General features: G+C 65.9%; 13 protein-coding genes and 1 tRNA gene. 6 read left to right on the top strand and 8 right to left on the bottom strand.

Annotation, left to right across the window (positions count from 1 at the left end):
* Positions 1–170: 170 nt before the first annotated feature.
* From ettA to NBRGI_RS30985, 6 genes are all read right to left on the bottom strand, one after another.
* Positions 171–1,847: an energy-dependent translational throttle protein EttA gene (gene ettA / locus NBRGI_RS31005; RefSeq protein ID WP_029900736.1), complete on the bottom strand. Its 1,677-nt coding sequence runs from the start codon at positions 1,845–1,847 to the stop codon at positions 171–173.
* 574 nt (positions 1,848–2,421) lie between these two features.
* Positions 2,422–3,492: a type II toxin-antitoxin system antitoxin DNA ADP-ribosyl glycohydrolase DarG gene (gene darG, locus NBRGI_RS46785; protein ID WP_081878308.1), complete on the bottom strand. Its 1,071-nt coding sequence runs from the start codon at positions 3,490–3,492 to the stop codon at positions 2,422–2,424.
* A gap of 13 nt (positions 3,493–3,505) precedes the next feature.
* Positions 3,506–4,201, bottom strand: a complete 696-nt coding sequence (locus tag NBRGI_RS45930; protein WP_014982531.1) for a DUF4433 domain-containing protein — start codon at positions 4,199–4,201, stop codon at positions 3,506–3,508.
* Between the two features lie 187 nt (positions 4,202–4,388).
* Positions 4,389–4,883 carry a single-stranded DNA-binding protein gene (locus NBRGI_RS44435; protein WP_036561604.1) on the bottom strand — a complete coding sequence of 165 codons (495 nt, stop codon included), beginning with the start codon at positions 4,881–4,883 and terminating at the stop codon, positions 4,389–4,391.
* A gap of 422 nt (positions 4,884–5,305) precedes the next feature.
* Positions 5,306–6,259 carry a serine/threonine dehydratase gene (locus tag NBRGI_RS30990; protein ID WP_029900733.1) on the bottom strand — a complete coding sequence of 318 codons (954 nt, stop codon included), beginning with the start codon at positions 6,257–6,259 and terminating at the stop codon, positions 5,306–5,308.
* Positions 6,260–6,426: 167 nt separating this feature from the next.
* Positions 6,427–8,484 (bottom strand): cytochrome c oxidase assembly protein, encoded by a 2,058-nt coding sequence (locus NBRGI_RS30985; protein WP_029900732.1) that lies wholly within the window; start codon positions 8,482–8,484, stop codon positions 6,427–6,429.
* Positions 8,485–8,566: 82 nt separating this feature from the next.
* Here NBRGI_RS30985 and NBRGI_RS30980 point away from each other — a divergent pair, with 82 nt between their 5' ends.
* Both NBRGI_RS30980 and NBRGI_RS30975 read left to right on the top strand, forming a co-directional pair.
* Positions 8,567–8,953, top strand: coding sequence for a DUF4345 family protein (locus tag NBRGI_RS30980; protein WP_014982527.1), 387 nt, complete (start codon positions 8,567–8,569; stop codon positions 8,951–8,953).
* A 69-nt stretch (positions 8,954–9,022) separates the two neighbouring features.
* Positions 9,023–9,099 (top strand) — tRNA-Arg (locus NBRGI_RS30975).
* A gap of 131 nt (positions 9,100–9,230) precedes the next feature.
* Here the strand turns inward: NBRGI_RS30975 and NBRGI_RS44430 are convergent.
* A complete protein-coding gene (locus NBRGI_RS44430) occupies positions 9,231–9,884 on the bottom strand; it encodes an AraC family transcriptional regulator (RefSeq protein WP_148311007.1) in 654 nt (217 codons plus the stop codon).
* Positions 9,885–10,076: 192 nt separating this feature from the next.
* On the opposite strand from NBRGI_RS44430, the gene NBRGI_RS30960 reads away from it, so the two are divergent.
* The 3 genes from NBRGI_RS30960 (at position 10,077) to NBRGI_RS30950 (ending at position 12,362) form a co-directional block, all read left to right on the top strand.
* A complete protein-coding gene (locus NBRGI_RS30960) occupies positions 10,077–10,298 on the top strand; it encodes a hypothetical protein (RefSeq protein ID WP_029900729.1) in 222 nt (73 codons plus the stop codon).
* Between the two features lie 205 nt (positions 10,299–10,503).
* The gene (locus NBRGI_RS30955) at positions 10,504–11,373 is read left to right on the top strand and encodes an alpha/beta fold hydrolase (protein WP_029900728.1); all 870 of its coding nucleotides are present in this window, start codon (positions 10,504–10,506) and stop codon (positions 11,371–11,373) included.
* A 551-nt stretch (positions 11,374–11,924) separates the two neighbouring features.
* Complete coding sequence (locus NBRGI_RS30950) at positions 11,925–12,362, top strand: hypothetical protein (protein WP_148311006.1); 438 nt, start codon at positions 11,925–11,927, stop codon at positions 12,360–12,362.
* 62 nt (positions 12,363–12,424) lie between these two features.
* On the opposite strand, the gene NBRGI_RS44425 is transcribed toward NBRGI_RS30950, so the two are convergent.
* On the bottom strand, positions 12,425–13,102 hold the full coding sequence (locus NBRGI_RS44425) for a TetR/AcrR family transcriptional regulator (protein WP_036561602.1): 678 nt from the start codon (positions 13,100–13,102) through the stop codon (positions 12,425–12,427).
* Between NBRGI_RS44425 and NBRGI_RS30940 the strand changes: the two genes are divergently transcribed.
* A complete protein-coding gene (locus tag NBRGI_RS30940; RefSeq protein ID WP_268808444.1) occupies positions 13,053–14,639 on the top strand; it encodes a flavin monoamine oxidase family protein in 1,587 nt (528 codons plus the stop codon). The genes NBRGI_RS44425 and NBRGI_RS30940 overlap by 50 nt on opposite strands.

Here is a 14,639-nt window from a genome sequence, read left to right as displayed (position 1 = left end):
ACTGATCGAACTGCGCCTTCGCATTCACGTATCCCACCCTAGCGAGATCCGCGCGGGTCGTGTGCGCGGGCCGGTCGCCGTTGTGCCGGATCCGAGACAGTGCGTTGAGGTACTTCGGGTATCACTCATCGGGGTAGGTGCGCGGCGCACCTACCCCGACACGACCGGGATCAGTCGCGGGTGAGCTTGCGGTGCGTGACCCGGTGCGGGCGAGCCGCTTCGGCACCGAGGCGCTCGATCTTGTTGGCCTCGTACGCCTCGAAGTTGCCCTCGAACCAGAACCACTTGGCTTCGCTGTCCGAGTCGCCCTCCCACGCGAGGATGTGGGTGCAGGTCCGGTCGAGGAACCAGCGGTCGTGCGAGATGACCACGGCACAACCGGGGAACTGCTCGAGCGCGTTCTCCAGCGAGCCGAGCGTTTCCACGTCCAGGTCGTTGGTCGGCTCGTCGAGCAGGATCAGGTTGCCACCCTGCTTGAGGGTCAACGCCAGGTTCAACCGGTTGCGCTCACCACCGGAGAGCACGCCCGCGGGCTTCTGCTGATCCGGGCCCTTGAAACCGAACGCGCTGACGTAGGCCCGCGACGGCATCTCCTGATTGCCGACCTGGATGAAGTCCAGGCCCTCGGAAACCACCTGCCACACATTCTTCTTCGGGTCGATGCCCGCGCGGTTCTGGTCGACGTAGCTCAGCTTGACCGTCTCGCCGATCTTCACCGTGCCGCTGTCCGGCGCTTCCAGACCGACGATGGTCTTGAACAGCGTCGTCTTACCGACACCGTTCGGGCCGATCACGCCGACAATGCCGTTGCGCGGCAACGTGAACGACAGATCCTTGATCAGCTGCCGATCGCCGAAACCCTTGTCCAGGTGCTCGACCTCGACCACCACGTTGCCCAGGCGCGGGCCCGCCGGAATCTGGATCTCCTCGAAATCCAACTTCCTGTGCTTGTCGGCCTCCGCCGCCATCTCCTCGTAGCGGCCGAGGCGCGCCTTGTTCTTCGCCTGCCGCGCCTTGGCGCCCGAGCGGACCCAGGCCAGTTCGTCCTTGAGCCGCTTCTGCAGCTTCTGGTCCTTCTTGCCCTGCACCTCGAGTCGCTGGGCCTTCTTCTCCAGGTAGGTGGAGTAGTTGCCCTCGTACGGGTAGGCGCGGCCGCGGTCCAGCTCGAGAATCCACTGGGCCACGTTGTCGAGGAAGTACCGGTCGTGCGTGACGGCGAGAACGGCGCCCGCGTACGCGGCCAGGTGCTGTTCGAGCCAGAGCACGCTCTCGGCGTCGAGGTGGTTGGTCGGCTCGTCGAGCAGCAGCAGGTCGGGCTTGCTCAGCAGCAGCTTGCACAGCGCGACGCGACGGCGCTCACCACCGGAGAGGTTGGTGACCGGCTCGTCCGGCGGCGGGCAGCGCAGGGCGTCCATGGCCTGCTCCAGCTGGGAGTCGACGTCCCAGGCGTCGGCGTGATCCAGGTACTCCTGCAGCTTGCCCATCTCGTCCATGAGCTCATCGGAGTAGTCGGTGGCCATCAGCTCGGCGATCTCGTTGAAGCGATCCAGCTTCACCTTGACCTCGCCGAGGCCCTCCTCGACATTGCCGCGGACCGTCTTCTCCTCGTTGAGCGCCGGCTCCTGCATCAGGATGCCGACGGTCGCGTCGGTCGCCAGGAACGCGTCGCCGTTGTTCGGCTGGTCCAGTCCGGCCATGATCTTCAGGACACTGGATTTACCAGCACCGTTCGGGCCGACGACACCGATCTTGGCGCCGGGAAGGAAGTTCAAGGTGACATCGTCGAGCACGACTTTGTCGCCGTGCGCCTTGCGAACCTTCTTCATCGTGTAAATGAACTCAGCCATACAGGGAAGCCTATCGGTAAGGGGATCAACGATTACGCCCCACTGCCCCACCCTCGCAGCTCACGGGCCCGTACATTCAACCAGCACCTGATCACCGAGATTCCCACCCCCACCGGGATCCCGCACACCCCACGGTCGACCAGTTCACCCCCGCTCCAGCTGCGGTCGTGATGCCAAGGACCGGGGCGGAGTCGCCGCGCGTTCCCACCGAGGGTGGGCACGGGGGCGAGTAGTCAAGGTACCCGACGCCAGTCGTGCCTGGCTCGCACGATCGTTGCACGGAGCGCCGACGCAGACCCCATGAGCACCGCTCAAACGTCCGCCGCCACCGCGCGAAAAGCAAGCAGCCTAAGCGCCAGACGGCACGCGAAGTCGAGTACGCCCCCTGACACCACCGATTTCGAGTCCTGTCGTGCACGGAAGCCGAGTGCCATTTCCAAAGTACGGCTGATCCATCCTTACCAGCTTCGGTACAGTGCTTGATCGCTCGAGGACCTCGTGAGATTCACAACTCCTGCGCATCGTCCGCCAGCGCCACCAGTTCCTCACGTCACCAGGTCGTCAATACCAAGTGTCAACCCTGCAGTGCACCCACAGCTTTAAGATGCCCCAACGCTGATGCGACATGCTCATCCGTGAAGAGACGCCCTTTGCGCTCGGTCCATTTCCTGACCACTTCAGCAGCTTTAGTCGCATCTGAGGCGCGATGATGCCGCGCGACCCAATCCGCACTCGCGAGCAATTCCACACCGTAGGGCCCTTCGAACCCTTCAATCCACGACATCACACGGTCGATTACAGAATAGACCTGATCGTAGTCGCCATTGGCAAGGAACATCTTGGCCTCCGAATAGCCTCGTTCAGTCGGAGCTATCGGACTTAGATCAAGCACCCTACAAGCACCGTCACCGAGGCCCGTGACGTATGCACCCTCCATTCCCTGCAGGAGGTGCCGAACACGCTCGCTATAAGGCCCGTAGCGGCCTTGACTGAAGTCCAATTTCAGGCGCGGCTCAAGCAACTCGGCGAAATACATAAGTTTCTGTATCTCAAGATGGGAGGCACCATGCTGGTCTTCCCATGGCTCAGCGATAGCGCGTCGAGCGACGTAGGATCCAATCAGCGACACCACGAGCGCACGACCCCAAGTCATATTAATATGCTCTGGCGCAACGACTGGTCGCTGAACCGACGAGGGCGAAAAGAGGAGAACCCGGACACCTTCCATTCCACTCAACTTACGTCGAATTAATGGTTCGACTTCCGCCCACGACAATCCACCGTTCCCAGCACCAAGCGGTGGTATGGCGACGGTGTTTATCCCATATTCGATCAGCACACGCTTTAGATCATCTAGACCAGATTCAATGTATTCAAGCTTCGACGGCGAACGCCAGTGACGTTTTGTCGGGAAGTTGATCACCCATCGCGCACCATCGAGTTGTTCGATAGAGCTGACGAACATTCTTCCAATCTGCACGTCACCTCTTCGGCACGCAGCCTCATACTCCTTGAATACACTTGGAAACCGCCTTTTAAACTGTAGAGCGATCCCTTTTCCCATGACGCCCACGCAGTTGACCGTATTGACTAGCGCTTCGGCGTCGGCGGCAAGGAGATCGCCGCTCGCCTGCTCAACGACCATGCGGACTCCTCCTTCAGTAGAACATTTCCGGTACTACGTGATACTCGCGTACGCCACCGACATCTTGGAACGCTACCTTGGCAACTTCCAGGGCCGAAGCCTTCTTCGCTATCACCACCTGGACCAATCGCAGGTCGAATCGGTCCTTCACCAGCACCTCCGCAGCTCGACGACTCATCCGGTTTTGATCGTCGGGTGTGTTGTACCAGTCTCTCTGGCACAGGAGGTCGAAGTCTACAAAGTGACCGAGATCATCCAGCTTGCGACTGAAGCCTACTGTCGACGTCGCAGCGTTCTGGTCCGTAGCACACCAGAGACTTCCCGAAACTGCCAGATTGCCTAATACGAAACCGAGCAACACCAAATCGTCACTGCCACCGCTGTAGTCCGCGTGCCCACGGTTAACTACGTAGAGCATGGGGGACTTTGCCGCTATATAGAACGGGACATGCTCATTCACATAGCATGCAGGGTACTCACTGTCAGGTCTCACAACTATCTGGGCACGCCGCTGCTTGACGCCAGGGTTCGCCACGTTAACTTTCGGCGTTACGGCTGAGGCTGGGAGAAGAGCCTTCTCAGACGCGATTCGGCCCAAGTTGCCAGCATGGGTGAAGTGCCAAGCCAGCCAATCCCTGGGATGCTCGCGCAGCGGTGCGCCACCGCCGCAGCTCATGAAGCCAGACGCCGGGATGTAGGCCAGATCCACGAGTGCATCCTATGCTTCGGCGCCAACGGAACGTCGTCGCGTATCTACTCGGATGACGAGGCTGGCGACCTGATCACCGAGATTTCACCCCACCGGCACTCATCGCGCCCGGTCGCAGGACGGTTGGAGCCCCGCTCCGGGCTTGGTCTCCACACCATCGGAGCGGAGCGGGGGGTTCGCGGGGCGATCAGACCGGGGTAGGTACGGCTTCGTCAGCGGTGACGTGTTGTGGCGGCTGGGTGGGCGCAAGGGGGGCGGACAGGACGCCGGACTCGGCGACCGAGAATTCCTGTGGGGGTTGGTCATCGGTCCAGCGGTCTGCGGACCAGCGGGTTACCTGGGCTGTGCAGCGGGCGAGGTCGGGGCCTACTGCGGAGGCGCGCATTTCCAGGTCGCGGCGCTCTACGCCGTCTCTGCCGCGGTATTCGCGCGAGCGCAGTTGGCCGTGGGCGAGGACGGGGTCGCCGCGGTGCAGCGATACGTCGACGCCCGATACCAAACGACGCCAGCAGGAGACGGTGAGGAACAGCGCGCCGTTGTCCACCCACTCCCCTGTCGCGTGGTCGAGTCTGCGCGAATTGCTTGCCATCCGGAAGGTCAGCACCTGCTCGCCGTTCGGCAGATCCCGCTTCACCGGATTGTTCACGATCGTGCCGATCACGGTCGTATTCGCCTCGTACATGGTGACGCCCCTTCGCATTCCGCCCGCTTGCCCGGGAACTTCCGCCCCTTGATGGGATGCCACCAGCGTCGCCGATCCGGATGCCGATCGGACGGTGCGAGCCGAGAATGTGCACAACTTTCTCGGATGTGGATAACCGTTGCTTCGCAGGCGATTTCACGTTCGCGGCCGATCCTCGCGCCTACGGCCCATCTAGCCTCGCGCCCGCTCCTCGCGCCCACGCCCGACTTCGCGCTCGCACCCGATCCTCGCGCCCACGGCCGACCTCGCGCTCACAGCCAACTCGCGTTCGCGCCCGATCCTCACGCTCAAAGCCGACCTCACGCTCACGGCCGACCCCACGCTCACGGCCGACCTCGCAGCCGTAGCCGACGCCGCAGCAGCGACCGACCGCGCTAACGCGACCGCTCTCGCGTTCAGAGCTAGAGCGCCGCGAGATCGGTGTTCGCCCCGCACAGCACAATAACGGGCCGCTCCCCAGGAGCCGGAACGTACACCCCGCTCTGCACGGCCGCCAGCGCGACCGCACCGGCCAGTTCCACCACGATCCGGAACTCACGCCACAGGTAGTCCCGTGCCGTAGTGATCGCATCGTCGGTGACCAGCAGCGAGCGGATCTCGTGCCGACGTGCCACGTCCATCGCGATATCGCCGATCCTGGTGGCGCCCAACGATTCCGCGACGATACTGGACACCGCGATCTCGACCGGCCGGTTCGCCCCCAGTGCGGCGTGCAACGTGGGAATGCCTTCCGGTTCGACGCCGATGATCTGCTGGCGCCGGCCGATCGCGGCGGCGATGCCCGCGATCAGTCCGCCCCCGCCGACCGCGGCCAGCACCGGCGGCCGCCCGCGCACCTGCTCCTCGAGCTCCAACCCGACCACGCCGGCCCCGGCGACGACCGCGGCCAGGTCGTAAGCATGCAGACGCAATGCCTTGCGTTCCACCGCCAGTTCGGTGGCGTAGTCGAGCGCCTCGGTGTAAGTCGTTCCATGCCAGAGCACTTCGGCGCCGTGCGACCACATCGCGGCGACCTTGGTGTGCGGCGCCGACTCGGGAACGACCACGGTGCACGACTTTCCGAGCTGCGCGGCGGCTAGCGCGGCGGCGATGCCCGCGTTCCCGCCCGAGGCGATCACCACCTGCTCGGCGCAGTCCGGCGCCGCCAGCAACGCGTTGAGGCTGCCGCGAACCTTGAAAGTGCCGCCGTACTGCAGGTATTCGAGTTTCATCGTGACCGGCACGGGTCCGTCCGGTCCGGCGACGCAGGTGTGGAAGACCGGCGTCTTACGGATACGTCCGGCCAGCCGCTTGCGCGCGGCCCGCACATCGGATCGGTGCACGCGGTCGATGTGGTCGTGCTCGGGGAAGACCATGGAACGCTCGTTCACAACCACACCTTGACCACATTCGACTCGACCACGACTGCACAACCATGTCCGAAAGCACAGTGTCCGATCGTGGAGCACCGTCCCGCAAGACGGATTTCGCACGATTGCCTTCGCAGGACACTGTGTCAGTGGAACACACTGTGCCACTCAAATCACGGTTGTGCCGGATCGCCCGCCGACTTCTGTGTTCCCCGATCGCGTTTGGCCAGTTCGGCGAACATCGCGTTGTGCGCGGCGAGGTCCGCGTCATGGTCGCGGTCGGCGGCCCGATCGGTGCGTTGCGCCAATCGCTTGTCGCTGCGCGACCATTGGATGAGCAGCGCGAGCATCACCACCACCAGCGGTACCTCGCCGCTCGCCCACGCCAGGCTGCCGCCGGTGCGTTGATCGCCGAGCAGGTCACCGTTCCAGTCGAGCCCGAGGCCGCGATAGAACCAGCCGCCGAGCACCGTGGTCATGCTCATCAGCGCGATCCCGAAGAACGCGTGGAACGGCAGCGAGCCGAACACCATGGCCAGCTTGGTCAGCGGCTGCACCTGACGAGGTTTCGGGTCGATACCGATCACCACCCAGTAGAACAGGTAGCCGCTGAGCAGGAAGTGCAGGTTCATCAGCAGATGCGCCCCATGGGAATCCGCGAACGTGTCGAAGATCCCGCCGAGATACAGCGCGTAGAACCCGCCGACGAAGATCACCGAGGCCACGATCGGGTGGGTCAGGAACCGCGACACCGGATTGTGCACCGCGGCCAGAATCCACTCGCGCGGTCCCGGCGCCCCGCCGCGCCCCGCGGGCGGCAGGGCGCGCAAGGCCAGTGTCACCACGCCGCCGAGCGCGAACAGGATCGGCGCCAGCATGGACAACGCCATGTGCGCGCCCATGTGCACGCTGAACATCGCGGGCGCGTACCGGCCCACCCCGGACGAGGTCGCCAGCAGCAACACCACACAGCCGGACAGCCAGGCGATGGTCCGCCCGATCGGCCAGGCGTCGCCGCGGGCCCGTAGCCTGCGCACGCCGAGCAGATAACCGATCGCGAGGACGATCGCCAACGTGCCGAAGATCAGGTCGAAGCGCCAGTCGAACAGCATCCGCCCGACCGTCGGCGGCCCGGCCAGGTTGTAACCGAGCTCCACCTCCGCGGCCGTGGGGATGCTGGTCGGCGGTGGTGGCGGCGTCCGGCCCAGGCCCACCGCGAGACCCATGGTCGCGGCGAACACCAGCACCTCTACTCCGGCGAACCGGATCAGCGCGCCGCGGTCTTTCGGGTCCGCCGCCAGCGCGGGCAGCGCGGCGCGTCGTTGCGCGTAACCGAACAGCCCGAGCAGCACCAGCGCTGCCGCCTTCGCCAGCACCAGCCTGCCGTAGGTGCTGGTGAACAGCTCGTCCCAGGGCACCCGGACCCACGAGTTGATCACCCCGCTCACCCCGATCGTGGCGAAGGCGAAGGTGGCCGTGAGAGAGAAGCGGCGCGCGGCCAGATCGGTGTGCGCGCCGCCGCGACGGGCGTGCGCCAGCAGCGCGAACAGGCCGCCGACCCATACCGCGGCCGAAACCAGGTGCAGAATCAGGCTGTTGGTGGCCACATCGTGCGCGCCGCCCGAGGAGGAATGGCCGGTCAGCGCGAGCGGCATCATCGTCGCGATCGCCGCGCCGAACAGCACCGGCATCCAACCCCAGCGCAATGCGAGCCGGGCGCCGACCGCGACGATCACCGCGAACAGCACCGTCGTGCGCCACGCGCCCGCCAGTTCGATCTGATCGATCGCCCGCCACAGCCCCACCGGATCCAGCGTGTCGCGCACCGGTTGTCCTGTGGTGTCGGACACGGTCAACGGAATCAGCAGCGCCGCACAGCAAGCCCAGAGCAGGGCGAAGTTCGAGGCGCGCCGCACCGCACGGTAGCCGCCCACGTCCAGCAGCCCGCTCGCCTGCGGCGGCACCAGAAAGGCGGCGAACAGCAGCGAGCCGACGGTCAACGCCGCGGACAGATCCGCGAGCGCGCGCACCGCGGGCAGCCCGTAGGTGGTCAACGCGCCGGGATCCGGAATACCGAGCAAACTCAGCGCCTGGGCCGCGGACAGGCCCACCACGAGTGCCGCGACCACCGCCGCGATCGCCCCCGAAAGCGCGATCACCACTGCGTATGTCGCCGCCGGCCGGTTGCTTTCCAGATCGGGGGAAGCGGACGGGTCCAGCGCAGACGACATACGACTGAGCGTAGTTCCAGTGTTATCGCGTGGCCGCGCCGGGTTTGGGCCGATATGGTGGGCTGCGGATCACGGAGGTGCTGTGTCGGTCGTGTCGATCGTGTTGATTGCCTTGGTGGCGTTGTTCTTCGCTGCCATGGGCGTTTTCGGGCTCTTGCGGCCCAGCCAACTCGTCGACCCGCTCGGGCTGCTCGCCGACCGCGCGGACGCCCGCGCCGAGGTGCGGGCCGTCTACGGCGGCTTCGGCATCGCCATCGCGGTGATCCTCGGGTTGGCCGCCGCAGATGTCGGCGACCTCAGATTCGGGGCGTGCGTGGCGGTGGCCGCCGCGCTCGGCGGTATGGCATTCGGCCGAGTGTGGTCGTCCGTCGTCGAAAGCCCGTCCGCCTTTTACCCCGTTTGGTTCTACCTGGTGCTAGAGGTGATCTTGGCCGCGATGCTCGTACTCGCCGTCGCGCTGGACCCTTAGCCATCTGGTCGGTCGCTATAATTGGCGCGCTGGACAGCACGACCAATGTCGGCCATGGTGGAACCCACTGCCTCCGTAGCTCAGTTGGATAGAGCAAGGGCCTTCTAATCCCTAGGTCGCAGGTTCGATTCCTGCCGGGGGCGCCACACCCGCTCTGACCTGGATATACTCCGGGTCAGAGCGGGGATACCCATCTCGGGAAGCGCTCAAACACCCAGAAACTGCACTGCCGGTGAGGAGTTGAGCAGCAGTTTCCCAGCGGGTCGCCTCTGCTCGCTCAGGGATCGAGGCGGTCCTGACTCTCGGGCCTCGGTGCGTTCACGGCGTGCGAGCCCGGCGCGTTGAGGGTGGTGCGCGGGGATTGGCCGTAAAGGTGCCGGTAGGCCGCAGCGAAACGGCCGGGATGGCCGAAGCCCAACTCGATGGCGATCCCGGTGACCGTGCAACCGTCTCCGGCGCAGCATTGGTCGAGTTCGTCGTGCGCGGCATGCAGGCGCAGCTCCCGCAGGTAAGCCATCGGAGTGGTGTGCAAATGGTGCCGAAACGCCATTTGGATGGTCCGCACCGACACGAAACCCGCGGCCGCGATATCGGCGATGGCGAGTTCGTCGCGCAGATGCTTCTGCATGAACGCCACCGCGCGCCGCACCGGCTCGTCGGCGGTACGCGGCTCCGGTGGCGGCTCGACCGGCACCGAATCGGCGGTCACGACGGCGTTCGCGCAGGCGGCCAGGTAGGCCGCCGCGTCCTCGGCCAACCCCAACTCGCCGGTCTCGGCCTCGACGGTGTGCTGATGCGCGATCACCGACCGCACCAACTCCACCGCGCGCATATCGGGGGCAGGCCCGTCATATCCGCCGGAACAGACCACACGCAGGAACTCCTCGATCGCGGCCACGTCCCGACCGCTGAACCGCGTCCACGATGCCACCAGCCCACCTCCTACAACCCGACGAGCACGATCCACGTGCCGAATCCCTTCCGATCAGCCTGCTCTTGGCATACCCCCATAGACAATCGGCGACACTCGGCAAACTCCCGCCCCGCGAGCGGCGCGTCCCGCACTGCGCTTCTTCCGCGGCAAACCCAACTCCGAATCGCCGGACTACTCGGCGTCTCCCAGATGCAGATCTCGCGCATCCTCAGCAGCCCCCCGTCCCGATTACGCGAACGGACGCTGGCCAACGACTGCCCCGGCTTTCTGCACCGAGGCCGCTTCGACGCGTCGGGCGACGCGATCGCCGACGCACCGCACGAAAACGAGGACCCAGATCCGCCACCGACGGGCGCGGCGATGGCTCGGTGGTTGCGTCGCCGGCGGCTGCTGCGCCGGGTGTCGACCTAGAGGCGGCGGACGAGATCAGCCGGTCCGCGGTTCCGATACTCGACATACCTTCCGCCGCAACGCCGTCCGAGCACGGTGGGCCGTTGCGGCTACCTGCCGAATGGGAGCCGACGGAAAGAGTTCCGCGGCTCGACAATACCGGGCACCGTGCGATGAGATCGGTGACCACCGATGAGTTCTCGCCTCCGGTACCGTCGATACCGGCATGACGACACACAAGCTCGAAACCTCCGGCGCGACGCTCACTTACGATGTCCACGGACCGATCCCGACCGCGGACGGGCGGCCGCCGCTGCTCATGACCGGCCTCCCGATGGACGCCAGCGGTTTCACCGCGCTCGCCGCGCATTTCCCGGACCGTACGATCGTCACCTACGACCCGCGCGGGCTCGGTCGCAGCGTGCGCACCGACGGCGAGGTCGACAACGTCCCCGCGGTCCACGCCGGCGACGTGCACGCCGTCATCGAGGCGCTCGACGCGGGCCCGGTCGAGGTCTTCGCCAGCAGCGGCGGGGCGATCGTCGCACTGGCGCTCGTGACCGCCCACCCCGACGACGTGAGCACGTTGGTGGCACATGAACCGCCGCTGCTGTCGGTGCTCCCCGATGCCGCCGCGGCCCAACGCGCGGCAGACGGGTACCGCGCCGCCTACGCGGCGAACGGTTTCGGCGCGGGCATGGCGACCTTCATCGCGATGACCTCCTGGCAGGGCGAATTCACCGACGACTATTTCGCTGCGCCCGCCGCCGATCCCGCGATGTTCGGCCTGCCCACCGAAGACGACGGCGACCGCGACCACCCGCTGCTGTCGGAGCGTTCCCGGCCGGTCCTCGACTACCGCCCAGATATCGCCGCACTCAACGCGGCATCGACCCGGATCGTCCTCGGTTACGGCGAAGAGTCGACCGGCACGGTCACCCACCGCACCTCGGCGGCGCTGGCCGATCAACTCGGCCAAAAGCCTGTGCTGTTCCCGAGCCACCACGGCGGCTTCACCGGCCCCGAGTCCGGCTATCCGGGTGAGCCCGCGGCTTTCGCCCAGGTCCTCCACGAAGTCCTCGACACGAAAAACTGATCGAGCGTTCCCGATGGTCGAAAGCCGTTGTCGCGGTGCGGTGCACAGGATCAGAACGCCGCTGTGGGCCGCACTCGCCGGGGTCGTGGTGTTGATTGCCGCTTGCTCCTCGTCGCTGACCGATTATCGCGCCGAAGCCGAAAAGCTCGATAACGAGATCTCGGCGATGCCGGGGGTGCAGCACTTCGAACTCTCCGTCGCCAGCGACTTCTTCCTCGGGGACAACTACTTTCGACTCACCGCGACCATGCCCGAGGCGACCGAGCCGCAGATCGGCCGGGTGATCGCCCGCATCGGCGAACGCCTGGGCAAGTTCGGCGGTTTGCGGGATCGGAGTTTCGAATTCGTCGTCGGCGACCGAGCCCGGGTCGGCACTCCCAGGACACCGGAGGTGGACTCGTTCCTGGACGCGGTCCGAAACGTCCGCCGTTACAGCGCCGCGAGGCGCGAGGCGCGAGGACACCATATCCTGGGAAGTGCTTCCCACACCGCGGATCTCCGTCGGGGCGGAGCGTACCGGCACGGCCGAGCCGCTCGCCGCGATCCGGGCGATGATCGGCCCCACGACCGCCGCCGACGTCTCGATCGAAGCGACCGGGCGATGGAACGTCGACCTACCGCTGTCGGTCGAGCGGGAAACGGAGCTTCGCCGCCAGTTGCCCGAAAACCCTTGGGCCACACAGTTAGTCGTCGTCAAGAACGGCGCGGTCGTCCAGCTTTCCGTGCGCAACACGACACCGTCGGCCGTCGATCCCGACCTTGCCTACACCCAATTGTCCGACACCATAAGGAAATTGGGACCGACCACCGCGCATCCCCTGCTCCTGAACTGGAGCTGGTTCTTCGCCTACACCGAGGGAAAGCGCAACGAAGGCTCCGTCCACGCCGCGGGCTGCAACTACACGATCCCCACCGCCGACGAAACACTCAGCGCCCCAGCACGAACCGTCCAGCACAGGATGCGCCAGGAGTTCGACACCTGCCGGTGAGAGCCGGATTCAGCAGAACAGCCGCGGACACGATCGGCGTCCCTGAGTCCTGTAGCGAGATTTCAGGTGGGATCGAGACCGTTGAGCACGGCGCGCAGCCCGTGGCCGAAACGCTGCACCGGGTCGGTGTTCGGATAACGTTCGAAGTAGGCGGTGACCGGCGTGACGTCTTGCCCATCGGCTGAGGTCAACCGCGAAATGTCAGCCGCGGTGAACGAACTCGCTCGACCCGCGCACGTCCAAGCGGATTCCGCGAGTGCGGCACCGAGCACGTAGTAGTAGAAGCCTGTCAGTGCCGAATCCAGGTGGCCACCGGTGAAGCCCGCGGCGGTCAGCACCCGCAGGATCGTGCCGAATTGCGCGACGGCCGCGGGGCCCAGCGGCGGGTTGTCACCGACCAGCGCGGCGGCCCACGGATGACGCACCAACGCCAGGAAGGTGCGGTGGCCGATCGCGGTCAGCGCGGCTCGCCAGTCATCCGCCACCGGGTCGGCCGCGAGCGCCTCCGCGAACACCGCGTCGACCGCGAGTTCCAGCAGATCGTCTTTGGTGGCGACGTATCCGTACAGCGTCATCGGCGCGGCATCGAGCCGGGCGGCGAGCTTGCGCATGGTCAGACCGGACACCGACTCCTCATCGAGCAGCGCAACAGCGGCGGCCACGATCTGGTCGAGGTCGAGTGCGGGCGGGTTGCGCGTCGGCTTCGCCGGGCGCAGCCACACCGAGTTCCGTTCGGGCATTGCCCGATCCTACGGCGACACGTACATTGAACGCATATCCGTACAACGTACGGGTCGAGCGTACTATGTACGAACTGGCGGACGGCAGCGTGCTCGCTCCGCCTGGATCGAGGGAGAAACTTTGTCGGGGAACGAAACTCATGAGGTAGATGTCGTGATCATCGGCGCAGGCCTTTCCGGCCTGGCCGCGGCGCGACGCCTGGTCGATAACGGCCGCTCGGTCGTGGTACTGGAAGCCAAGACGCAGGTCGGCGGGCGCACCCGCGACGGCTGGGCGGGCACGACCCGCGTCGACGACGGCGCATCACTGGTATACCCCGTGCACCACAACGTGTTTCGGCTCGCTGCGGCGCACCGGGTCGAGTTGTTCGAGGGGAACTTCGACGGACGATTCTTGTTCGTTTCCGAGGGCGTGACGCACACCCTCCGGCTCGGCTCGACACCCGGTATTCGCCTACTCGGCCGCCCCAGCTTGCGACCGTTGCTACGGATAGCCCTACGTCTCACGGCACGGTGGCTCGACCTGCCGCTCACGCCCGCGGATCTGACCGAACTGCTCGGCGCGATCGGACGTTTGGACGACTTGGCGGCCACGGTGCCGGCGCAGGCACCGTGGACCGCGCCCGACGCGGTCGCGCTGGATCGGCGCACGCTGGGGTCCTGGCTGGCCGACGAATTGACCTCGCCGTCCACACGCGCGGTAGTCGAGTCGAGCCTGGCCGGGTTCGTCCCGTTGTCGACCTCGCTGCTCTACACACTGCACTTCTTGAACACCTGGGGTGGTGTCGGGTCACTGCTGTTCGGACAGCAGCGCTCGGTCTATCGGTTCAACGGTGGTGCAGCGGGTTTGGCAGTGGCCGTCGCGGAATCACTCGGCGATCGAGTGCAGCTCGGCAGCCCGGCGCGAGCCATCCATCGACAGCGCGACCGTGTCATAGTGCATAGCGCGACAGCGGAATTCGCGGCACGGCGAGTGATCGTCGCGTTCACCCCGTCGGGCATGCGTGAAGTGCGCTTCGTGCCGGAACTACCCGGCGACCGCGCCTTGCTGCACGATGCTTGGCTACCGGTGCACGGACGTAAGATCAATGTCGTTTATCCAGAACCGTTTTGGCGCCGGGCCGGGCTTTCCGGCGCCGCGCTGGGCGATCTCGGGCCGATTCCCGGGGTGACCGATGTATCGCCCCGTGACCCCGGGGTGGGCATCCTGACCAGCTACGTCGCCGTGGACGAGACCACGGTCGACCCGGACACTCGGCGGGCCGCCGTGCTGGCGGCGTACGCCCGGCTCTTCGGCCCGCGAGCGCTGGAACCGCTGGCGTACGTCGAAAAGAACTGGGCGGATGAGCCTTTCGCCTTCGGCTGCGAAGGCGGGCTGGCCTGTGGCGCGCTGACCACGACGCGTCGCCTGCCGAAAGAACCTGTCGGCCGCGTCCATTGGGCGGGTGTCGAGACCGCCGACGCATGGATGGGATTCATGAGCGGCGCGATTCAAGCCGGCGAACGCGCCGCCGACGAGGTCCTCGCCGCAGGTTGA

This window comes from Nocardia brasiliensis IFM 10847 (genome assembly GCF_000710915.1).
GTDB lineage: Bacteria > Actinomycetota > Actinomycetes > Mycobacteriales > Mycobacteriaceae > Nocardia > Nocardia brasiliensis_A.
Note: the sequence above shows the minus strand (reverse complement) of the source record. Positions and strands in the feature narration are given on the sequence as shown.

Excerpts from the sequence above, each read along its gene's own strand:
- NBRGI_RS30950 (WP_148311006.1), top strand. The coding sequence starts at position 11,925 with ATGATCGGCCCCACGACCGCCGCCGACGTCTCGATCGAAGCGACCGGG.
- NBRGI_RS30960 (WP_029900729.1), top strand. The coding sequence starts at position 10,077 with ATGCAGATCTCGCGCATCCTCAGCAGCCCCCCGTCCCGATTACGCGAA.
- NBRGI_RS30955 (WP_029900728.1), top strand. The coding sequence starts at position 10,504 with ATGACGACACACAAGCTCGAAACCTCCGGCGCGACGCTCACTTACGAT.
- NBRGI_RS30990 (WP_029900733.1), bottom strand. The coding sequence starts at position 6,259 with ATGGTCTTCCCCGAGCACGACCACATCGACCGCGTGCACCGATCCGAT.
- NBRGI_RS44435 (WP_036561604.1), bottom strand. The coding sequence starts at position 4,883 with ATGTACGAGGCGAATACGACCGTGATCGGCACGATCGTGAACAATCCG.
- NBRGI_RS30985 (WP_029900732.1), bottom strand. The coding sequence starts at position 8,484 with ATGTCGTCTGCGCTGGACCCGTCCGCTTCCCCCGATCTGGAAAGCAAC.
- NBRGI_RS44425 (WP_036561602.1), bottom strand. The coding sequence starts at position 13,102 with ATGCCCGAACGGAACTCGGTGTGGCTGCGCCCGGCGAAGCCGACGCGC.
- ettA (WP_029900736.1), bottom strand. The coding sequence starts at position 1,847 with ATGGCTGAGTTCATTTACACGATGAAGAAGGTTCGCAAGGCGCACGGC.
- darG (WP_081878308.1), bottom strand. The coding sequence starts at position 3,492 with ATGGTCGTTGAGCAGGCGAGCGGCGATCTCCTTGCCGCCGACGCCGAA.